Source organism: Duganella aquatilis, assembly GCF_009674565.1.
Classification (GTDB): domain Bacteria; phylum Pseudomonadota; class Gammaproteobacteria; order Burkholderiales; family Burkholderiaceae_D; genus Rugamonas; species Rugamonas aquatilis.
Genome location: NZ_WKJL01000031.1, coordinates 37,315 through 57,169 on the forward strand (window position 1 = coordinate 37,315; position 19,855 = coordinate 57,169).

Sequence of the window (19,855 nt, forward strand, 5' to 3'; positions counted from 1 at the left end):
GAAACAGCATGGAACTCAAACGTGTCGGCAGCATGCCTTCGATCACCGGCCCGGAAGCCACCTTTACCGGCCGCGTCCGCATTGAAATGTTGAGCACGCCACCAGCGCCGGCGCGCGTGTCGTGCGCCAGTGTGACCTTTGAGCCGGGCGCGCGTTCGGCCTGGCACACGCATCCGCTGGGGCAGACGTTGATCGTCACGGCCGGCTGCGGCTGGACCCAGTGTGAAGGCGAGGCCAAGGTGGAGATCCGCGCCGGCGACGTGATCTGGTGCCCACCGGGTCACAAGCATTGGCACGGCGCCACCGCCACCACCGCGATGACGCACATCGCGGTCCAGGAGGCGCTCGACGGTGTGGCCGTGGTTTGGCTGGACAAGGTCGCCGATGAGGATTACCTCAGCCCGGTCGCGGAGTGGCACGGCCACCAGCACTGACTACGCACAGGGTCAGAGCAGGGGCGCGCTGAGAATGCGGTCGTCGCCGGTTTGCGGCGTGCCGCGGCCGTCGGTGTTGTTGGTGAGGATGTACAACCGGCCATCGGGCGCGACGACGACATCGCGCAATCTTCCGTACTGCCTGGTGTAGAACTCGGTGGAGGTGCCGACGGCGGCCAGCGGCACCTTGCGCAGCCGTTCGCCGCGCAGGTTGGCGATGTAGAGGTTGCCGCCGCTGATGGCGATGCCGCTCGGGCTGGCTTCGGACGTCGGCCATTGCTGCACCGGATCGATGTACAGTGTGCCGCCCACCTTGCCTTCCGCCGCCGGCCAGCCGTAGTTGCCGCCGGCCTTGATGATGTTCAGTTCGTCCCAGGTGTTTTCGCCGAACTCGGAGGCGTACAGCGTGCCGTCGCTGGCCCAGGCCAGGCCTTGCACGTTGCGGTGGCCGTAGCTGTAGATGTAGGAGTTGGGGAAAGGGTTGTTGGCGGGGATGCGGCCATCGGGCGTCATGCGCAGGATCTTGCCGGCCAGCGAGGTCAGGTCTTGCGCGCGGCTGGCGGTGCCGGCGTCGCCGGTGGTGGCGTACAGCATGCCGTCGGGGCCGAAGGCGAGACGGCCGCCGTTGTGGTTGGTGCGCGAGGGGATGCCGGTGAGTAGCGTCTGGGCTGCGCCCAGGCGCGTGCTGGCGCCGGTGCCGGTGAGCGGATAGCGTTCGATGCGGTTTTCGGCGCCGGCGGTGAAGTAGGCATACAGGTAGCCGTCATGCACGGTAATGCCGAGCAGGCCGCCTTCGCCGCTGCCGTTCACGCCGGCGATGGTGGCGATGCTGGTCAGGCTGCCATTGGCGCCGACCGCCAGGATGCGCGCCGAGCCGCGTTCGCTGACCAGCGGCGTGGCGCCGTTGAAGGTGATGGCCCATGGGGCTTGCAGGCCGGTGGTGACCACCGTCGGGGTGGTGGAGGGGGCCGTCGGCACGGTGGGCGGTGTGGGCGCCGTGCCGCCGGAGTTCGAACCGCCGCCGCATCCGGCCGCCATCAGAGCACAAATCGCCCATGCCGATCCTGCTGCTTTCCACATGATAGTTCTCCTCGGGAAATCCGCTTTGGCCATTATCGGCCGCTTCGCAGGACACGCGACGCACGGTAGAGCGGTTTCGCTGCGGTAACTGACGCACGCAAAAAAGCCCGCAAGAGCTGGCGCTCGTTGCGGGCTTGGGCGGTCGGGCTTAGAAGCTCAGTGCCGGGAAGCCGGTCAGGTAGCCGACGGCGGCGCCGTAGCGGTCGCGGTAGTTGGCGCGGATCAGCGGATCGAGCGTGGCCTGCACCTTGCCGTGCAGCGCCGCTTCCCAGTCGCCGGCGTGCTGGAAGTTGCTCATGATATAGGCGAAGCCGTTGATGTCGTCCACCGCGTGCAGGCCGGTCGATTCGGCGCCCGACGGCGTTGACAGGATGCGCGTCAGCGCCTTGGTGTCGACGTTGTACGCCCACAGGAAGTTGTTGACGTGGGTGCCGCTGTCCTCGCCGATGAACAGCGTGCGCAGCTTTTCCGAAAACTTGATGTTGTCCGGATTGGCCACCTTGTCCGGATTGGCCAGGTTGCCCAGCGCATCGGCGGTTTTCAGATCTTCCGACAGCAGCGCCGGCACGGCCGCCATGTCGACCGGCACCCATTCGCTGTTGATGGCGGCGCCGCTGTCGTCCACCTGGCCGGCCTTCATGTTCAGCGCGTAGACGGCGCCGGCGCTCGGCCCCTTGATCGAGATGCCGCCCGAGCCGTTGGTCATGGCCGAGCCGATCGCGGCGATCGCCGAGTAGGCGATCTTGTCCTTGGCGTTGACGGTGGTGCCTTCCATTTTGGTGAAGCCCATGCTGCCACCCTTGAACGCGGCGTAGCGGTGGGTTTCCAGGAAAGCCGCAGCCTTCTCTTTGCCCGGCACGATCTTGATCCAGTTGAATTTGCCGTTGAACGCGATCTTGGTGTACGACGCGTCCGATGGATCGGCGGTCTTCACGTCCATGATGTCGGCGGCTTTCAGCTGGTCGGCCAGGGCCTTGATCTCGGCCGAGGTGGCGCTGCCCAGCTTGATCCACGACAGCGTGGCCGAGCCGCCGTTGTCGGTGGTTTTCTGGTTCCACTTGGCGACGTACAAGGTGCCGCTCGACAGGTCCTTGGCCTTGTCGGCCACGAACATGAACAGGCCGCCGTTGGTGGCGTCGTCGCCCATCAGCGTGGTGCGCTCGTCCGGCATCACCTGCACCAGTTCGTGCGAGATGCGGCCCAGGCAGTAGTGCTTCTTGCAGCTGCCGGTGCCGTCCGGGTTGACGGTGATTTCCGGCAGGTGACCGTAGTGGTAAGGGTTGGCCTTGGCGGCGTCGCCGTACAGGTTGAGGCTGAAGTTGGCGAACTGGGTATTGGTGCCGATGACGGTCGCATCCGGCTCGTACTCTTCGCTCGACAGGTGGGTGTTCCATGGCGAACGGCTGGCGCCGCAGGTGATCCACAGGCCGTTGGCCGGGCTGGTGTCGACGTTGTGGTATTTCACCAGCGTCAGCGCGCCGGTGGTCTTGTCCTGGTCCAGGGTCAGGACCGCGATCGGCGACGGCAGCATGCCGTACACGGAGTCGCCCTTGACGTTGCGGGTGGTGTATTCGAACTGCACCACGGCGAACACGGCGTTGCCCTTGATGCCGGACACGGTGGTCGAGGCCAGCTTCAGCAGCGAGGTGCCGTCCGGCGCGTCGGAGAAGAACTGGCGCGAGTTGGCGTCGGTCTTGTCGAGGATGGGCTTGTTGTTGATGTCCCAGTAGCCGCCGGCCAGCGTGGTGCCGCCGCTGCCGTTCGGCACTTGCGCGCCGGTGATGAAGAAGGTTTGGTAAGCCAGGTTGTATGGCATGGTCTTGCCGTCCGAGTACAGCGCCTGCATGGCGGAGGCGACGGTGGTGGTGGCCATTTTCGGCGCGTCGGCCAGCGATGGCGCGGCCATGCCGGAGAAGCTCACCGACATCAGTTGCGGCGCCGGCGCGGCGGTGTCGCCGCCGCCGCAGGCGGCCAGCAGGGCGGCGGTGGCGCTGCCACCGGCCAGCGGCAGCAATGGCGCGCTGGACAGAAATTTGAGAAGACTGCGGCGGGACGGATCAAGTTGCTCGGTCATGGTGTAGGTACCCTGTTGTAGTGTGTGGCCGGTCCATGTGCCTGGCGGGCATCATGCGAAGCGGTGGCTGGGCTTCGACGGCGGCAATCTTAGCGATTTGGTATGACAGGGCTGTGACATTACGATACAAAGCGATACATGCCGTCACTTGGACGGTGCGCCGGCGATTGGTAACAAACTTATTCAGCACGGGCGCGCGCTGGGGAAAAGGACTATATTGCTTGTATCAACCATGGAAGGAGCGCCAAATGCGCCTGATGACCCGAACCGTGCTGGCCGCCGTCGTGGCGCTGCTGGCCTGCCGTGCCGCGCTGGCGGAAGTGACTGTCACCTACACCAAGCCGGACGACTACACCGATGTACCGCGCGGCGTCTACGACCGCGAGCGCACGCTGAAGGATTTCAGCGCCTACTTTGCCACGCTGAACAAAAAGCTGCCGCCAGGGCAGACACTGAAGATCGAGGTGCTGGACATCGACCTGGCCGGCCGCCTGTATCCGCGCCGCAGCGGCGAGGACATCCGCATCATGAACGGCGGCGCCGACTGGCCGCGCATGCACCTGCGTTACACGCTGGAAGAAAACGGCCAGGTGCTGCGCAGCGGCGACGACAATATCTCGAACATGAATTACCAGCAAAGCCACACCAGCTACTTCGACAGCGATCCGATGCGTTACGAAAAGCAGATGCTCGATGACTGGTTCAACAAGGCCATCGTGCCGAAAGTGGCAAAGAACTAAGCCGGCTCAGTCGAGCCGGTTCACCTTGGGAAACTTGGCCAGGAACTCCGGCGGCATCGGGGTGACCTGGCTGGTCTTGTAGTTGAAGAAGACGAAGCCATACTTGGCCATCGCCACCAGCTTGCCGTCGCGCGGACGGCTGACGCGGAACACCATGTCGCCGCCGTACTGGTTGAAATCCATCACCCCCACCTCGAACACCAGCTGGTCGCGCGCGTGCGCCTCGGCCTTGTAGGTGGTCGCCAGGTCGGTGACGATGATGCCGACGCCGTCCGGCCCGGTCTCCTGCACGCCGTGGTCGTACAGGAAGCGTGCCCGGGCTTCGGAGATCATCGAAATCATCGAGTCGTTGCCCAGGTGGTTGGCGCCGTTGATGTCGGTCACGCGCACCGTCAACTGGGTGGAAAAACAATATTGGTCTTCGGGAAAATCCAGTTTTAGGCGTGCCATGGCGGTCCTCAAGGTGTGGCAGGCATTTTAACGCAGGACATGCACTATTGCTTTGGGGGCAGGCCGGGGCGCGGGGAAAGTAGATGCAATAATTACATTTTTATGTCACCATGGAAGCAAAAATGAGTAGGGGCCAGCATGGATACCAGCGAGTTACAAGCACCTGACGCCGAGCAGCGCCGCCTCGCTGAACTGTCGCGCTACGCCATTACCGTGGATGAACCCGATCCCAAGCTGGACCTGATCACCAGCCTGGCGATCAAGTCGGTGGACGCCGATATCGGCGGCATCAGCATCGTCTACCAGTCACAGATCTGGCTGCCGTCGCGGGTGGGGATGGAGGCGCGCCATGTGCCGCGCTCCGGCTCGTTCTGCACCTGGGTGGTGGGCGCCGCCACCGAGTCCAATTTCTTTGAAGTGGCCGACGCCGGCGGCGATGTGCGCTTCTGCCACAATCCGCTGGTGACCCACGCGCCGCACTACCGCCATTACGCCGCCGTGCCGCTGCATGGCGCGCGCGGCTACCTGCTGGGCACCTTGTGGGTGATGAGCGAGGCGGTGCGCCGCCTCGACGCGGAACAGGTGATGATGTTGCAGGGCATGGCGCGGCTGGTGGTGGATACGCTGGAATTGCGCTATTGCGATGAAGTGACCGGCATGTCCAACCGCCACGTGTTCCTGCACCACTTGCAGCTGGGCCTGACGCGGACGGCGCAGCCGCATCTGGTGGTCGGCTACATCGACCTGGCCGGCTTCCGCCACCTCAACGACGTCTTCGGGCGCGAACAGGGCGACCTGGTGCTGCGCGAGATCGGCCAGCGGATCGCCATCTGGGCCGGCCGCGACAACCTGGTCGGCCACCTGGGCGGCGACCAGTTCGCGTTTGCGCTGTTCGGCACGCGCGATGCGCACACGCAGCGGTTGGAGCACCTGCAGGACATCATCAGCCGGCCACTGATGCTGGGCGGTGGCGGCGCCCACCTGCTGCACGGCCGGGTCGGTATCGCACATCACGCGCTGCCGTATGGCGGTTCCGCCGTGGCGCTGCTGGACGCGGCGGACACGGCGGCGTCATCGATCGGCGATTACCTGCAACGCACCACCGTCAAGGAATACGGCGTCGAGCTGCTGACGCGTTCGCGCATGGTGTTCGAGCTGCAGGGAGCGCTGGACGGCGAACGCCAGTATGGCGCGCTGGTGGCGCACTACCAGCCGCAGGTCGATTACACGCGCGGCGTGCTGATCGGGCTGGAAGCGCTGGTGCGCTGGCAGCATCCGGCGCGCGGCATGGTGTTCCCCAACAGTTTCATCCCGCTGGCGGAAAGCACTGACAAGATTTACCAGCTGGACATGCTGGTGCTGGAACAGGTGTGCCGCGACATGCGCGCCTGGCTGGACCAGGGCTTGCCGGTGGTGCCGGTGGCGCTGAATTTTTCGCGCCGTTCGCTGCTGCATCCGAGGGTGATCGACGACCTGCGGCAGGTGCTGGCGCGCTACGACATCGACGGCGGCATGCTTGAATTCGAGGTGACCGAAAGCCAGCTGCTGGCCACGGCCGACCTGGTGGGGCCGCGCGTGGCCGAGTTCCGCGCGCTGGGCGCGCGCATCGCGGTGGATGACTTCGGCACCGGCTATTCCAACCTGGATGCGATCAGCAGCTTCCCGTTCGACCGGCTGAAAGTGGACCGCCAGTTTGTGCACGGCGTGCAGGGCAGCGAGCGGGTGGCCGGCCTGTTCCACCTGATCCAGGGCATCGCCGAACTGTTCAAGGCGGAACTGCTGTGCGAGGGGCTGGAGGACGAGGCCGACCTGCTGTGGCTGGCGCAGCGCGGCGCCAGCTGCGTGCAGGGCTGGTACTTCAGCGCGGCGCGCACGCCGGAGGCGATCGTGCGCATCCTGGGCGTGCTGCGCGACCGCGCCGAAGCGCCGCCGCTGACCACGGCGCAACTGCGCGCGCTGCTGCAGTCTTGAGGCGATGCGCTTAAATTTGTCCGCAATACCCCTTTCGGGGGTAAGTGGGTGAGGTCTATCCTGTGTAGCATCAAGCGATCCACTGTGAAAGGACGCGCCATGATCTACGGTCTCACCTACCTGGGTGTCATCCACACCCTGATCAGCCTGGTGGCGGTGTTTGCCGCGCTGATCGCCTTCGTGCGCGACAAGCGCATCGTGCCCGAGAGTACCTTGGGCAAAACCTATATCTGGGCCACGGTGCTGACCTGCCTGACCGGCTTCGGCATCTTCCAGCATGGCGGCTTCGGCAAGCCGCATGTGCTGGGAATTATTACGCTGGTGGTGCTGGGCCTGGCGTGGCTGGCCGACCAGCGCAAATTCGGCGGCAAGTCGCTGGCGGTATCGACAGTCTGCTATTCGCTGACGTTTTTATTCCACATGATCCCGGCGGTGACCGAATCGACCACCCGCCTGCCATACGGCGCGCCGCTGCTGCCGAACGCCGAGGCGCCGGAATTGCAGCACATCACCGGTGTGATGTTCCTGCTGTTCCTGATCGGCGTGGTTTTGCAGCTGCGGCGGCTGAAGAAACGCGGTGCGCCGGGCGGCCTGCCGGCGTAGGGCGGTTAGAGCAGTTCGCCCAGGAACACCAGCGAGTGGCCGTGCGCCTGCGCGGAAGCGCGCTGGTGGTAGGAGTCGCGGTGGTTGCAGTTGAAGCCATGCTCGGCGCCTTCGTAGACGTGGATCTCGACCTGCTCGTTGCTGTCGAAGGCTTCGGCGATGCTTTTCACGGCTTCCTGCGGAATGTGGCTGTCGGCGGCGCCGAAGTGCATCAGCACCGGCACCTTGATTTCCGGCGCGCGGTTCAGCGAATTCTGGATGCCGCCGCCGTAGTAGGCCACGGCCGCGTCCACCAGGCCGTTGGCGGCGGTGTGATACGACAGGCGGCCGCCGAAGCAGTAGCCGACGGTGGCGATCTTCTCGTTGCCGACCGCGTCCAGGCCGCGCAGCACCTTGATGGTGGCGCCGATGTCCTGTTGCGCGGTGGCGAAGTCGGTGGCCTGCATCAGTTCGACGGCGCGCTTCCAGCCCGCTTCGTCGTAGCCCAGTTCGATGCGGGCGCCATGGCGCCAGAACAGGTCCGGCGCGATGACCACGTAGCCGTCGGCCGCGTACTGGTCGGCGACGTTGCGGATGTGCTGGTTGACGCCGAAGATTTCCTGCAGCAGCACGATGCCGGGGCCCTTGCCGCCGCGCGGCAGCGAAAGGTAGGCGCCGAAGGTGCCGTCGGCGGTTTCAATGTCGATCCACTGGGAGTTGGTTTCCATGATGTCCTTAAAGCGATGGTTCAGAAAACGGCCATCCTACCCCGTTTTGCGCGGTCTTGCAGCGCAGCTCAGTTATATACCTCGCGCGTGTAGATCACCGGGCCGGAACGGAAGGTGCCGAAGGTCAGGTGGCCCGTTTCGTAAACCGGCAGGTAGGCCGGCATGGCGGGGTTGGCCGGCGTTGGCGCCAGATTCAGTTTGACTTCCGCCGTGCCGCTGGCATTGGGCGGCGCCACCAGGAACATCGCCTTGCCGTTGGCAAACGTCACTGTCGACGCCACCAGCCGCATGGCGGTGCAGTCTATGCCCTTGCAATTGCTGAACAGGCCGCCGGTGGCCGTCACGCCGAAGCTGGCGCCCTGCACATTGCTGTTCACGGGAAACACTGGATTGAACAGCCAGGTCCCGGCCGCGCTGGAATAGTACATGGCGCGGGCCTCGACCGGCACCCTGGAGGTGGTGGGGCCATAGGCATTCGCCATCATCATCTTGCCGCTGACGACGGTGAGTGGCGCCTCGATCGAGCCGGCGCGCTGCGAAGAGGCGAAGTCGGTATCGGTGGCGCGCAGGAAGATCGTGGTGGGGCCGCTGGGCTTGTTCGGCGGCGCCTGGGGGTCTTGGAATTCCAGCGCCGGTAGCGCGCTGCTGGCGCTCAGCGTGCCGATGCCGGTGCCATTGACGGTAGGCGGGGAGGTGGCGAAGGTGTAGGCAATGGCCGGGATCGCTTTAAAAACGCTGCTGGCGTCGCCATTTGCGGCCTGCGCCGCCGACAGCGTGATGGCCTGGACCACATCGGCCGTATCGGTCTTGCCGGCGGTGCGCAGGCGATAGTTCTGCGACAGATCCTTGTCGGTGCGATAGGCGTTGACCTGCACGTTGAAGCCTTGTTTGGAATACACGAAGCTGTCGCCGGTCGTACAAGGATTGCTGTAGCCGCCCAGATTGGTGCAGCTCATCTGGGGCCCGGCCAGCAGCACGGTGTTGAAGTGGTGCGGCACGAAGCGCAGGTCGATGGCGCCCACGGTGCGGAAGTCGTTGCGGCTCTTGTCCATGTAATAGCCGCTGTGGCCCGGATTGTCCAGCGTGGCGTTCAGCGTCAGAGTGCCGGTTTCGGCGAATACCCACGGTCCCTTGGCATCGCTGGTGCTGGTGGTGACGCCCTTGTCGATCGCGGTAAAGGTGCCCTGCTGGGTGGCGTCGACACCGTCACTCGGGAACTTGAGAACCTTGCTGAGTTTGATCACCTGCGCCGCGCTTTCCTTGCCGAAATTGAGGGCGGGCTGGTCGTTGTAGTTCAGTGCGGTGATCGTCAGGTTGAATGGATCGGAGGCGCGCGCAAAGGCCGGCGGCGTCGCCAGGGTATTCAGCGTGACGGCAGTGACCGGCACCGCATCGATGCGGAACGCCTTGGGCGCCGTGGTAAAGCTGGTGCTGCCGGCCACATCGACGCCGTTGCCGCTGTACTTGGCCGTGACGTTGGTCAGACCGACATCCGGGTATTGCAGCGGCACGCTGGCCTGGCCGTTGCTGTCGAACGTGACGTTGATGCCGGTATTGCTGCCGTCGCAGGCGGTCCTGGTGGCAGAACTGCCCAGGTATAGCGGCTGGGTGCCGGTGGCCGGATCGCGATAGCTACAGCTGAAGTTAATCCTGGTGGTCCCGGACGCCAGCGGCACGCAGAACGCGTTGTTGGCGCTGGATTTTTTCAGGGCGATGGCCAAGGTCACAGGCGTCATCGCCACATGATCGGAGGTGCTCAGGGTCAGGCCGCTGGCGACAAAGTCCATGGAGCAGGATTGGTTGCCGGCGGCGGTGTTGACGCACTTGGTGCCGGTGCCTGCCGACAGCGTGGCCGTGCCGGCGGTGGTTTGCCGCACGGAGGCTGCCGTTTCGCCGTTGAAGGTGACCTGGCCGCCGCCCGGCGTCAGCGTGACGGTGGTGCTGCCGTTGTAGGTGCTGGTGCAGTTGGCGTCGGCGCAGGCGCGCAGCGTCACCGACTCCGGTTCGCAGGTCAGGCCCTGGCCGTCGTGCGTGATCTGGATATGGTCGGCGCCGCTGGCAGGGGCCGCGCCGCAGGTGGGCTGGTAGTTGGGATCGGCCTTGGTGACGCAGCTGCACAGCGCGGCGCCGGGGCCGGTGCAGGTGATGGTCTTGGTCACGCTGTTGCCCCAGTCGATGTAGATCGAATTGACCGCCGCGTTGCCGTTGACCACGGCGTTGCTGGCGCGCGTGTTGACGTTGCGCGCGCTCAGGTCGCCGTTGATGGTGGTGCCGGAGCCCATGTCGACGTCGCCGGTGACGGTGGCGTTGCCGTTGATGACGGCGTTCGAGGCGCGCATCGTCAGGTTGCCGGTGTTGACGGTGCCGGTGATGGCGGTGCTGCTGCCCATGTCAAGCGAGGTGGTGGCGGTGACCGCGCCTCTGACCGTGGTGTTGGAGGCGTTCAGCGTCAACACCGGCGCGACGATGTCGCCGGTGATCGAGCTATTCGAGCCGACCGTCAGCGACACGGTGGCCTTGACGCCGCCGTTCAGCGTCACCGGCGAGTTGGTGGTGATGGTGGTGCCGCTGACCAGGCCGCCGACGGTGATGCCCGAGCCGAGGTCGATGGTGGTCTTGGCGTCGATGGCGCCGTTGATGGTGCCCGGCGAGTTGGTCCTTACCGCATACGCGGTGACGTTGCCGGTGACCTTGATGCCCGATCCCAGGTCCGCCACGCTGCTGCTGTTGTTTTTATCCAGCGTGATCGAGCCGTTGATGGTGACGGTGGAACTGGTGGTGATGCTGGTGGCGCTGACCGAACCGTTGATGGTGTTGCTGGAGCCGAGGTTGATGCTGCCGGCCACCGACAGCGGCCCCAGGTTGACGCTGGAATTGGTGGTGATGGAACCGGCCGTGCTGGTGACCGCGCCGGTGATGGTGGAGCTGGAGCCCAGGGTGATGTTGCCGCTGGTGGTCACGCTGCCGCCGATGTAGGTCGAGGCGCCGGCGGTGGTGAGCGTGGCGGCGGTGACGTTGGCGGTGATGCTCTGCGCGCTGGCGCCCAGCTTGAAGTTGCCGCCGGCGACCAGCGCGCCGCCGGTGACGTTCAGGCCGTTGGATGCGGACAGGTCGATGTTGCCGCTGGCGCGCAGCACGGCGCTGCCGCTCATCGACAGGCCCTGGGCGTAGGCCAGCGCCACGTCGCTGTTGACGACAACCGTGTAGCCGCTGCTGATGACGGCGGTGTCGTTGGCGCCGAGGGGCAGGGCGGTGCAGGTGTAGGTGCTGCCGGTCAGCGGGCAGACCGGCACGGTGTTGCTGCCGTTGAAATTGACGTTGGCGGCCGACGCGGCGCCGGCCAGCAGCAGGGCCGCTGCGGCCGCGCCCCAGCGGCCGCGCCGCAACATGATCAAAACATTAAGCCACACGACTATCCCCGGTTTGTACGCCCTGCCTGAATTATAGGCGGACACGAGGAGTTTCCGTGTGGCAGTTTTTTAACGTTTGATCTTGCCGAAGGCGTCGCCGGCCTTCCAGGTCTGCATTGTCGGCGCGTTGGCCACTTCGTAGCCCAGGTTCAGCGTGAACTGCGCCTGCTGCACCATGCCCGACAAGTCCCAGTCGGCGTGATATTCGTCGGACGGCTGGTGGTAGTCCTGCTTGAAAGCCACCAAACGCGCGCGCGATTTCTCCTGGTCCTTGACGAAGTCGAAGTAGCCGTCGCCCGAGAACACCGCCGAACCGACGTTGAAGGCCGGGATGCCGGCGCGGGCGAAGTTGAAGTGGTCGGCGCGGAAGTAGGCGCCCGACAGGTCGGGAATGGCCGGCGCCAGCGTCAGGCCCATTTTCTTGGCCACCACGCCGGCCGCCGCGTACAGGCTGCTGCGCTCGGAACCGGCGACGCCGATGTCGCGCGTCTTGCCGACGAAGTTCATCGAATCGAGGTTCAGGTCGGCGCTGGTCTTGTCCAGCGGCCAGGCCGGGTTCTTGACGTAGGCGGCGCTGCCCAGCAGGCCGGTTTCCTCGGCCGCCGGCCACAGGAAGACCTGGGTGCGTTTGGCCGGATGCTTGACCGCTTCCTGCGCCATCGCCAGCAGCGCGGCGACGCCGGAGGCGTTGTCGATGGCGCCGTTCCAGATATGGTCGCCCTTGGCCGCGTCGTCGATGCCCAGGTGGTCCCAGTGGGCCGAGTAGACCACCGCTTCGGCCTTCAGCCTGGCATCGGTGCCGGGCACGATGCCGGCCACGTTGAACTGCTCGATCTGGCGGATCTTGCTCTTCACTTCGGCGTGCAGCCTGACCTTCAGGTCGACCGGGCGGAAGTCGCGGCGCTCGGCGTCGGCGCGCAGCTTGTCGAGATCGAAGCCGCCGGCGGCGAACAGCGCGCGCGCCGTCTCTTCCTGCAGCCAGCCTTCGATCGGATTGCCGCTGCCGGCCAGGTGGAAGCGCTCGTGCGCGAAACTGGTGGCCGGCACGCTCCACGCGTAGGAAGCGGACGGCGTGGTGTGGATCAGCAGCACGCCGGCGGCACCCTGGCGCACCGCTTCCTCGAACTTGTACAGCCAGCGGCCGTAGTAGGTGTAGGCCTTGCCGGCGAAGCGGTTAGGTTCCTCGGCGGTGGGCTGCGGGTCGTTGACCATCATGACCAGCACCTTGCCCTTCATGTCGATGCCCTTGTAGTCGTCCCAGTTTTCTTCCGGGGCGATGGCGCCGTAGCCGACGAACACCAGCGGCGCATCGACGGTGATGTCTTCCTTGCCGCCGAAGCTGCCGAACACGATGTCTGTGCCGTTGGCCGGCGTCAGGATCTTGCCGCTGTCGGCGCTGAAGCGCGTGAAGCTGCCCGGCAGCAGCTTGCTGCCTTCCATCTTGACAGACTGGCGGTAGCCGCCGTCGGCCAGCGGCTTCAGGCCGATGACGGCGGCCTGCGTTTCCAGGTAGCGCACGGCGAGGTCGCCGCCGCGCTGGCCGGTGCCGCGGCCCTCGAACAGGTCGTCGGCCAGAAAGGACAGGTGGGCGCGCAGCGGCGCTTCGGCGACAACGGGTTGCTGGGCGTGGGCTTGCAGGGCAAGGCCGGCGGCAAGGGCGAGAACGGGAAGACGCATTGAGTTACTCCATGATGTGATTCTTGAGCAGAAGGCGGTAATCTTACTGTATATGCCAAAAATAAAGGAGACCTATGAATACCATCATCATCACCGGCGCATCGGACGGCATCGGTGCGGAAATCGCGCGGCAGCTGGCGCGCCGGCATGGCGCCGCCGTCTCGCTGGTGCTGGCCGCCCGCAACGCGGTCATGCTGGAGCAGGTGGCGGCGCAATGCGCGGCGCTGGGCGCGCAGACGCTGGTGGCGCCCACCGACGTTTCGGTGCAGGCGCAGTGCGTGGCGCTGGTGGACGCGGCGATCGCCCGCTTCGGCAGCATCGATGCGCTGATCAACAACGCCGGCCGCTCCGCGCACGCGCTGTTCGCCGAGGTCGAAGACCTGGGCTGGTACGAGGAACTGATGCGGATTAATTTGTGGGGCAGCGTGTGGTGCACGCATGCGGCGCTGCCGTTCCTGAAGCAGTCGCGCGGGCGCATCGTCGCCGTGTCGTCGCTGGCGGGATTGGTCGGGGTGCCCGGACGCACCGCCTACAGCGCCACCAAGTTCGCCATGGCCGGCTTCTTCGAGGCGCTGCGCGCGGAACTCAAGCCGGCCGGCGTCAGCGTGACCACCGCCTATCCCGGCGTGGTGGCGACGCAGATCCGCCATCGCGGCTACAACGCCGCCGGCGGACAGCTGGGCAGCAGCAGCCTGAAAGAGGACCAGGCCATGCCGGTGGAGGAGTGCGCGGCGCTGATCATCGCCGGCATGCACGCGCGCCAGCGCGAGGTGGTGATGTCGGCCAAGGGCAAGCTGGGACGCTGGCTGAAACTGATCGCGCCGGGCCTGGTGGAGAAGATCGCGCTGGCGGCCCTCAAGGACGATGTGAAACCGTGATTGTAAGCAATTGTAATGGTCGTCAACTGGACTGTCGGACGCCGCGTTTTTTGCTCATGCGACACAGGAATTGTCCTGATGCCGAAAACCCCGAAAAGGAAAACATCATGTCCAAAGTAATCGCTTCTCTGATCGCCGGCCTGTTCGCAACCGCAGCTTTCGCGCAAACGCCTGCCACCACCCCTGCCGCTCCAGAAGCCAAGCCAGCCGTGGAAAAAACCGAAGCGAAACCAGCCGCGAAGAAAAAAGTACATCACAAGGCTAAAGAAGCCAAACCGGCAGACGCAGCACCTGCCGCTGCAGCACCAGCAGCAAGCAAGTAATTATATAAACCATATAAACTAAAGAGGACTGAATCATGAAAAAAGTAATCGCTACCCTGATCGCCGGCCTGTTCGCTTCCGCTGCCTTCGCTCAAACCCCTGCGCCAGCCGCTTCGGCTTCGGCTTCGGCATCGGCCAGCGCTTCGGCGCCTGCCGCTTCGGCCCCGGTCGCCAAGAAAGCGACCCACAAGAAGCACGTAAAGGCATCGGCATCGGCTTCGGCTGAAGCTTCGGCCCCGGCAACTGCCGCGCCAGCAGCCAGCAAGTAATTAAGTAAGCCTCGGGCTTGACGTGCCGCCCCGGACCCTCCGGGCCTGGGCGGCGCAAGAGAAAAGACGGATTCCACCTCCGTCTTTTCTGCATTGGCGTTTCAGCGATTCAGTTCCTCCAGCAGTGCGCGATGGAAGGCCGCCGGGTCTTCCATCTGTGGCGCGTGTCCCATGCCCTTGAATTCCACCAGGCGCGCATTCGGGATCTTCTTCACGGTTTCCTTGCCCAGCACGTCGTAGTGGCCCAGCTTCGCCTTCACCTCGGGCGGCGCCACGTCCTTGCCGATGGCGGTGTTGTCGGCGTCGCCGATCAGCAGCGAAGTCGGCACCTTCAGCAGCGGGAATTCGTACACCACCGGCTGGGTGAAGATCATGTCGTAGATCAGCGCCGAATTCCACGCCACCAGCTTGTGGCCCGGCCCCGCGTTCAGGCCGGCCAGCATGTCCACCCATTTTTCGTATTCCGGTTTCCATTTGCCGACGTAGTAGGTCGCCTTTTCGTACGCGCGCACGCTGTCGGCCGACAGCTTCTGCTCGCGCGCATACCACTGGTCCACGCTCGGCGCCGGCACGCCCATGGCTTTCCAGTCTTCCAGGCCGATCGGGTTGACCAGCACCAGGCGCGCCACGGCGTCCGGGTACATCAACGCGTAGCGGGTGGCCAGCATGCCGCCGGTCGAGTGCCCGACCAGGACGGCCTGCTTGACGCCGATGCTCTTCAACAGCGCATCGGTGTTGGCGGCCAACTGCTGGAAGGTGTACTGATAGTGCTCCGGCTTGGAGGAGGCGCAGAAGCCGACCTGGTCCGGCGCCACCACGCGGTAGCCGGCCTTGGCCAGTGCGGTGATGGTCTGCTCCCACGTCGCGCCGCAGAAGTTTTTACCGTGCAGCAGGACGGCGGTCTTGCCGTTGGCTGTCGCCGTGGGCGCCACGTCCATATAGGCCATCTCCAGCTTCACGCCCTGCGAGGTGAAGCTGTATTTCTGCAGCGGATGCGGGTAGCTGAAGCCTTCCAGCTGGGGACCGTAGGTGGCGGCGGACGCCGAGCCGGCAAGCAGCGCGGCGGTGAGCAGGATGCGCATGAGGAGGAACTCCGTCTAAGTAAAACACTTACTATAGCGCTTTCAGCACACCGATGTCTTTGAGCCAGTTTTCCACCAGCGACGGCCACGACGAAATCGGATGATCCTTGTCGCGCAGGCCGAAAGCGTGGCCGCCCTTGGCGAACAGATGGACTTCCGCCGGCACGCCCGCGTGGTCCAGCGCCTCCGCATAAAGCAGGCTGATGCACACCGGGTCGACCGGATCGTCCCAGGCTTGCAGCAAAAAGGTCGGCGGCGTTTTGGCGGTGACGCGGATGCTGCCGTCAAACTTGCCGCCGGGGCGGCACAGGTGGTCCTGGCCGGATCGATATTCAATTCCCTGGCCCTGGAGCGTACCAGCCGGATGGTGCGTTGCGCATCCTGCAGCGCGCGCGGCACCTTGGGCGTGATGTGGCAGTTGCATTTCTCGTCCCAGTAGTGGTTGCCGTTGGGGACGCGGTATTTAAGGAGCACGCAGGTGATGCCGCGCGCGGTCAGCCAGTCGCAGATCTCGCTGCCTTCCAGATCCATGGCCAGTACCTTGAAGCCGCCGCCCAGATCGGCGCCTGCGCCTGCGCGTCGCCAGCCAGCAGCGCTAATGCAAGGAAGCTAATCTTGAGCATATAAGAATGAAAAGACTGCATTTTGCCTTGATTTCATGTAAAAAACCGCGAGTTCCGGCCAGACAGAGTAAACTACGCACAAATTTCTTTCGCAATTCGGCGATTCGAACAATTTTTTTGAGTGACGCCATGTCTGCAACCCCAGTCTCCCCTATTGCCCTTTTTTCCGATCTCGATCTCGGCGCCCCGCTTACCAAGGCGCTGAACGACGTTGGCTATGAGTCGCCGTCGCCGATCCAGGCCGCGACCATCCCGCTGCTGATGCAGAACCTCGACGTGCTGGGCCAGGCCCAGACCGGCACCGGCAAGACCGCCGCCTTTGCGCTGCCGATCCTGGCGCGCATCGACATCAAACAGACCACGCCGCAGGCGCTGGTGCTGGCGCCGACGCGCGAACTGGCGATCCAGGTCGCCGAGGCGTTCCAGACCTACGCCACGCACATTCCCGGCTTCCACGTGCTGCCGATCTACGGCGGCCAGAGCTACGGCCCGCAGCTGTCGGCGCTGCGCCGCGGCGTGCACGTCGTGGTCGGCACCCCTGGTCGCGTGATCGATCACCTGGACAAGGGTTCGCTCGACCTGTCCAAGCTGAAGACGCTGGTGCTGGACGAAGCCGACGAAATGCTGCGCATGGGCTTTATCGACGACGTCGAACGCATCCTGCAGGAGACGCCGGAATCGCGCCAGACCGCGCTGTTCTCGGCCACCATGCCGTCGGCCATCCGCCGCATCGCCAACACCTACCTGCGCAATCCGAAGGAAATCACGGTCGCCGCCAAAACCGGCACCAATGAAAACATCCGCCAGCGCTACTGGCTGGTGTCCGGCATGCACAAGCTGGACGCGCTGACCCGCATCCTGGAAGCCGAGAACTTCGACGGCATGATCATCTTCTCGCGCACCAAGCTGGGCACCGAGGAACTGGCGCAGAAGCTGCAGGCGCGCGGCTTCTCGGCGGCCGCCATCAACGGCGACATCCAGCAGGCGCAGCGCGAGCGCACCATTCAGCAGCTGAAAGACGGCAAGATCGACATCCTGGTGGCGACCGACGTCGCCGCCCGCGGCCTGGACGTGGAGCGCATTTCGCACGTGGTCAATTACGACGTGCCGCATGATCCGGAAAGCTACACCCACCGCATCGGCCGCACCGGCCGCGCCGGCCGCAGCGGCGAGGCGATCCTGTTCATCACGCCGCGCGAAAAAGGCCTGCTGAAGATGATCGAACGCGCCACCCGCCAGCCGATCGGCCAGCTGGAGCTGCCGACCATCCAGGCCGTCAACGACGTCCGCATCGCCAAGTTCAAGCAGCAGATCACCGATACGCTGGCCGAAGGCGGCCTGGAACAGTTCCAGTCGCTGATCGAGGATTTCGAGCGCGAACACAATATCCCGGCGCTGGAAATCGCCGCCGCCCTGGCCAAGATGGCGCGCGGCGACGTGCCGCTGCTGCTGGACAAGAAACAGGTCACGCAGTGGGAAGAGCGTCCGGCGCGCGCCGCGTCGTCGTTCGACCGCCCGGAACGCGGCGACCGCTTCGGCGACCGCGCCGAGCGTGGCGACCGCAGCGAGCGCTTCCCGAAAAAGGAACGCATCGTGCGCGAGTCGGAACCGGGCATGCGTACCTACCGCATTGAAGTGGGCTACCAGCACGGCGTCAAGCCGGGCAACATCGTCGGCGCCATCGCGAACGAAGGCGGCATCGACTCCAAGAACATCGGCCGCATCGAGATCTACGACGACTACGCGGTGCTCGACATGCCGGACACCCTGAGCCGCGAAGCGCTGGACATGATGGCCGGCATCCGCGTCGCCGGCCAGGCGCTGCGCATCAGCGTGGACGGCGAGGGCGCGCCGGCGGCATCGGCGCCAGCGCCGGCCAAGCCGGTCAAGGCCGCCGCCGCCAAGCCGGTCAAGCCTGCCGCGGCTCCGGCCGCGGCCGCGTCGCCGCTGGAAAAAACCGTGCGCGCCGCCGCCGAGGAGGTGGACGAAGCCCCGGCCAAGAAGAAAAAGGAAAAAATCGGCAAGCAGTCGGTGCCGATGAGCGCCTTCCGCGTCGAAGTGGGCCGCGCCAATGAAGTCACGCCGGCCAACATCGTCGGCGCCATCGCCAACGAAACCGGGCTGGAAGCGAAGTACATCGGCCGCATCGAGATCTTCGACAACCACACCATGCTGGAGTTGCCGGACGGCATGCCTGACGACATGTTCAAGAGCCTGGGCAAGGTCTGGGTCGGCGGCGCGCAGCTGAAGATCAGCCAGATCGACCGCATGCCGCCGGAATCGGCCAAGCACACGCCGCCGAAGAAGCCGGCGCCGGGCGCCAAGCCTAAAGCCAAGAAGTACTGATACCACGGGGCCGCAAGGCCCCGTTTTCATTCCTGCCCCCACGCACAGCGCCGGTGCTGCATTGCACCAAAACAAAGCTTGTCGATGGTGAAACGGCCGCCCGTCACTAGAGTTGTCATAGTAGAAGCTTGCTGGCCCGCTTATTGCATATGTGATAGCACAATCGTGATAAATGGCGGCGGCATCAGCGCCTTCAACCTGGAGACGTTAAGCGTGGGAGCATGGCAATGACTTCATTCAGGAAGCTGTGGACTGTCTTGGTTGATTCGATCAAGCCGCAAATGCTGCGCGAATCGAATATGGGCCCGCATTCGATCTATGTCGATACGCGGCCGTTCAGCGCCGGCAATTTCACCAAGGGGCGCTAATGCTGCTGCGGAACGACCTGCTGCACTACACGCATCCGTCGCCGCGCACCGTCCGCATCCTTTGGATCTCGCCCGAGCAAAGCCACGCCTATGTCTTCGACGTGGCGGCGCTCTCGGCGGAAGTCGAGATGATCCAACTGTCGGCGCTGCACGCCGACATCCGGGCCGGCCATGCCAGCGTGCTGGCGACCGATCCTTACCTGATGGTGGTCAGCCAGGAACTGCTGCCGCCGAAACACCTGCAACTGCGGGCCCGCGCCTGGGAAATCATCGAGGCGCTGGTGGCGCAGGAGCCGGGCATCTACGAGGCGCGCCAGCGCGGCCAGCTGATCGCCCAGGCCACCGCGCAGCACGCGGTGTCGCATCCCACCATTTACCGCTACCTGCGTCGCTACTGGCAGCGCGGGCAGACGCCCAATGCGCTGCTGCCGGATTACAGCAACTCCGGCGGCCGCGGCAAGGTGCGCCAGTCGTCGGCCGGCGTCAAGCGCGGCAGGCCGCGCAAGAACGGCGCTGACGCCGGTCCGGGCCTGAATGCGGACGAGGACATCCGCCGCACCTTCCGCGTCGCCACGGCCCGCTATGCGGCCGCCAGCGCCAAGTTCTCGCGGCTGGGCGCCTACCAGCAGATGCTCGGCGATTTCTTTGTCGAGCGCCGCATCGATCCCGAATCGGGCCGGGTGCAGGCTGTGGCCTCCGGCGCGGCCCGGGAAGTGCCGACCTTCGGCCAGTTCAATTACTGGCTCGACCACGACGACGACCGGCCGCCGGAAGTGGCGCGGCGCCAGCCGGCCGCCGGCGTGGCCGCGGTGCAGCAGCC

17 protein-coding genes and 1 pseudogene are annotated in these 19,855 nt (G+C 65.1%); 10 read left to right on the plus strand and 8 right to left on the minus strand.

Features of this window, described 5'->3' with window-relative positions; genetic code table 11:
- The first annotated feature begins 8 nt into the window (after window positions 1-8).
- Window positions 9-434, plus strand: a complete 426-nt coding sequence (locus GJ698_RS26765; RefSeq protein WP_154360919.1) for a (R)-mandelonitrile lyase — start codon at window positions 9-11, stop codon at window positions 432-434.
- Between the two features lie 12 nt (window positions 435-446).
- On the opposite strand, the gene GJ698_RS26770 is transcribed toward GJ698_RS26765, so the two are convergent.
- Both GJ698_RS26770 and GJ698_RS26775 read right to left on the minus strand, forming a co-directional pair.
- Window positions 447-1,514, minus strand: a complete 1,068-nt coding sequence (locus GJ698_RS26770) for a PQQ-dependent sugar dehydrogenase (RefSeq protein WP_154360920.1) — start codon at window positions 1,512-1,514, stop codon at window positions 447-449.
- A gap of 148 nt (window positions 1,515-1,662) precedes the next feature.
- Complete coding sequence (locus GJ698_RS26775) at window positions 1,663-3,588, minus strand: PhoX family protein (protein ID WP_154360921.1); 1,926 nt, start codon at window positions 3,586-3,588, stop codon at window positions 1,663-1,665.
- A gap of 248 nt (window positions 3,589-3,836) precedes the next feature.
- Between GJ698_RS26775 and GJ698_RS26780 the strand changes: the two genes are divergently transcribed.
- The gene (locus GJ698_RS26780) at window positions 3,837-4,328 is read left to right on the plus strand and encodes a DUF3016 domain-containing protein (protein ID WP_154360922.1); all 492 of its coding nucleotides are present in this window, start codon (window positions 3,837-3,839) and stop codon (window positions 4,326-4,328) included.
- Between the two features lie 6 nt (window positions 4,329-4,334).
- Here the strand turns inward: GJ698_RS26780 and GJ698_RS26785 are convergent, their stop codons facing one another.
- Window positions 4,335-4,778, minus strand: coding sequence for a thioesterase family protein (locus GJ698_RS26785; protein ID WP_154360923.1), 444 nt, complete (start codon window positions 4,776-4,778; stop codon window positions 4,335-4,337).
- A gap of 138 nt (window positions 4,779-4,916) precedes the next feature.
- Here GJ698_RS26785 and GJ698_RS26790 point away from each other — a divergent pair, with 138 nt between their 5' ends.
- Both GJ698_RS26790 and GJ698_RS26795 read left to right on the plus strand, forming a co-directional pair.
- On the plus strand, window positions 4,917-6,749 hold the full coding sequence (locus GJ698_RS26790) for a GGDEF domain-containing protein (protein ID WP_154360924.1): 1,833 nt from the start codon (window positions 4,917-4,919) through the stop codon (window positions 6,747-6,749).
- A 99-nt stretch (window positions 6,750-6,848) separates the two neighbouring features.
- Window positions 6,849-7,352, plus strand: coding sequence for a hypothetical protein (locus GJ698_RS26795; RefSeq protein WP_154360925.1), 504 nt, complete (start codon window positions 6,849-6,851; stop codon window positions 7,350-7,352).
- A gap of 5 nt (window positions 7,353-7,357) precedes the next feature.
- On the opposite strand, the gene GJ698_RS26800 is transcribed toward GJ698_RS26795, so the two are convergent.
- The 3 genes from GJ698_RS26800 to GJ698_RS26810 form a co-directional block, all read right to left on the minus strand.
- Window positions 7,358-8,059 (minus strand): dienelactone hydrolase family protein, encoded by a 702-nt coding sequence (locus GJ698_RS26800; protein WP_154360926.1) that lies wholly within the window; start codon window positions 8,057-8,059, stop codon window positions 7,358-7,360.
- A 68-nt stretch (window positions 8,060-8,127) separates the two neighbouring features.
- The gene (locus GJ698_RS26805) at window positions 8,128-11,448 is read right to left on the minus strand and encodes a polymer-forming cytoskeletal protein (protein WP_154360927.1); all 3,321 of its coding nucleotides are present in this window, start codon (window positions 11,446-11,448) and stop codon (window positions 8,128-8,130) included.
- A gap of 90 nt (window positions 11,449-11,538) precedes the next feature.
- Window positions 11,539-13,146, minus strand: coding sequence for a M28 family peptidase (locus GJ698_RS26810; protein ID WP_154360928.1), 1,608 nt, complete (start codon window positions 13,144-13,146; stop codon window positions 11,539-11,541).
- Between the two features lie 74 nt (window positions 13,147-13,220).
- Between GJ698_RS26810 and GJ698_RS26815 the strand changes: the two genes are divergently transcribed.
- The 3 genes from GJ698_RS26815 (at window position 13,221) to GJ698_RS26825 (ending at window position 14,616) form a co-directional block, all read left to right on the plus strand.
- Window positions 13,221-14,024, plus strand: coding sequence for an SDR family oxidoreductase (locus GJ698_RS26815; protein ID WP_154360929.1), 804 nt, complete (start codon window positions 13,221-13,223; stop codon window positions 14,022-14,024).
- Window positions 14,025-14,131: 107 nt separating this feature from the next.
- Window positions 14,132-14,347: a hypothetical protein gene (locus tag GJ698_RS26820; RefSeq protein WP_154360930.1), complete on the plus strand. Its 216-nt coding sequence runs from the start codon at window positions 14,132-14,134 to the stop codon at window positions 14,345-14,347.
- A gap of 35 nt (window positions 14,348-14,382) precedes the next feature.
- On the plus strand, window positions 14,383-14,616 hold the full coding sequence (locus tag GJ698_RS26825) for a hypothetical protein (protein ID WP_154360931.1): 234 nt from the start codon (window positions 14,383-14,385) through the stop codon (window positions 14,614-14,616).
- A 101-nt stretch (window positions 14,617-14,717) separates the two neighbouring features.
- Here the strand turns inward: GJ698_RS26825 and GJ698_RS26830 are convergent, their stop codons facing one another.
- Both GJ698_RS26830 and GJ698_RS26835 read right to left on the minus strand, forming a co-directional pair.
- The gene (locus tag GJ698_RS26830; RefSeq protein ID WP_154360932.1) at window positions 14,718-15,698 is read right to left on the minus strand and encodes an alpha/beta fold hydrolase; all 981 of its coding nucleotides are present in this window, start codon (window positions 15,696-15,698) and stop codon (window positions 14,718-14,720) included.
- 31 nt (window positions 15,699-15,729) lie between these two features.
- Window positions 15,730-16,122 (minus strand): alpha/beta hydrolase, encoded by a 393-nt coding sequence (locus GJ698_RS26835; protein WP_208023886.1) that lies wholly within the window; start codon window positions 16,120-16,122, stop codon window positions 15,730-15,732.
- Between the two features lie 328 nt (window positions 16,123-16,450).
- Between GJ698_RS26835 and GJ698_RS26840 the strand changes: the two genes are divergently transcribed.
- The 3 genes and pseudogenes from GJ698_RS26840 to GJ698_RS26850 form a co-directional block, all read left to right on the plus strand.
- Entirely contained in the window at window positions 16,451-18,667 is a 2,217-nt protein-coding gene (locus tag GJ698_RS26840; RefSeq protein WP_154360933.1) for a DEAD/DEAH box helicase, read from the plus strand.
- A gap of 227 nt (window positions 18,668-18,894) precedes the next feature.
- Complete coding sequence (locus GJ698_RS26845) at window positions 18,895-19,035, plus strand: hypothetical protein (protein ID WP_154360934.1); 141 nt, start codon at window positions 18,895-18,897, stop codon at window positions 19,033-19,035.
- Window positions 19,035-19,855 (plus strand): annotated as a pseudogene (locus GJ698_RS26850) (Mu transposase C-terminal domain-containing protein); the annotation flags it as partial. The gene GJ698_RS26845 and the pseudogene GJ698_RS26850, both read left to right, overlap by 1 nt.

Bases quoted from the DNA above. Each gene is read 5' to 3' on its own strand.
- GJ698_RS26765 (WP_154360919.1), top strand. From the start codon at position 9: ATGGAACTCAAACGTGTCGGCAGCATGCCTTCGATCACCGGCCCGGAA.
- GJ698_RS26770 (WP_154360920.1), bottom strand. From the start codon at position 1,514: ATGTGGAAAGCAGCAGGATCGGCATGGGCGATTTGTGCTCTGATGGCG.
- GJ698_RS26775 (WP_154360921.1), bottom strand. From the start codon at position 3,588: ATGACCGAGCAACTTGATCCGTCCCGCCGCAGTCTTCTCAAATTTCTG.
- GJ698_RS26780 (WP_154360922.1), top strand. From the start codon at position 3,837: ATGCGCCTGATGACCCGAACCGTGCTGGCCGCCGTCGTGGCGCTGCTG.
- GJ698_RS26785 (WP_154360923.1), bottom strand. From the start codon at position 4,778: ATGGCACGCCTAAAACTGGATTTTCCCGAAGACCAATATTGTTTTTCC.
- GJ698_RS26790 (WP_154360924.1), top strand. From the start codon at position 4,917: ATGGATACCAGCGAGTTACAAGCACCTGACGCCGAGCAGCGCCGCCTC.
- GJ698_RS26795 (WP_154360925.1), top strand. From the start codon at position 6,849: ATGATCTACGGTCTCACCTACCTGGGTGTCATCCACACCCTGATCAGC.
- GJ698_RS26800 (WP_154360926.1), bottom strand. From the start codon at position 8,059: ATGGAAACCAACTCCCAGTGGATCGACATTGAAACCGCCGACGGCACC.
- GJ698_RS26805 (WP_154360927.1), bottom strand. From the start codon at position 11,448: ATGTTGCGGCGCGGCCGCTGGGGCGCGGCCGCAGCGGCCCTGCTGCTG.
- GJ698_RS26810 (WP_154360928.1), bottom strand. From the start codon at position 13,146: ATGCGTCTTCCCGTTCTCGCCCTTGCCGCCGGCCTTGCCCTGCAAGCC.
- GJ698_RS26815 (WP_154360929.1), top strand. From the start codon at position 13,221: ATGAATACCATCATCATCACCGGCGCATCGGACGGCATCGGTGCGGAA.
- GJ698_RS26820 (WP_154360930.1), top strand. From the start codon at position 14,132: ATGTCCAAAGTAATCGCTTCTCTGATCGCCGGCCTGTTCGCAACCGCA.
- GJ698_RS26825 (WP_154360931.1), top strand. From the start codon at position 14,383: ATGAAAAAAGTAATCGCTACCCTGATCGCCGGCCTGTTCGCTTCCGCT.
- GJ698_RS26830 (WP_154360932.1), bottom strand. From the start codon at position 15,698: ATGCGCATCCTGCTCACCGCCGCGCTGCTTGCCGGCTCGGCGTCCGCC.
- GJ698_RS26835 (WP_208023886.1), bottom strand. From the start codon at position 16,122: ATGCAACTGCCACATCACGCCCAAGGTGCCGCGCGCGCTGCAGGATGC.
- GJ698_RS26840 (WP_154360933.1), top strand. From the start codon at position 16,451: ATGTCTGCAACCCCAGTCTCCCCTATTGCCCTTTTTTCCGATCTCGAT.
- GJ698_RS26845 (WP_154360934.1), top strand. From the start codon at position 18,895: ATGACTTCATTCAGGAAGCTGTGGACTGTCTTGGTTGATTCGATCAAG.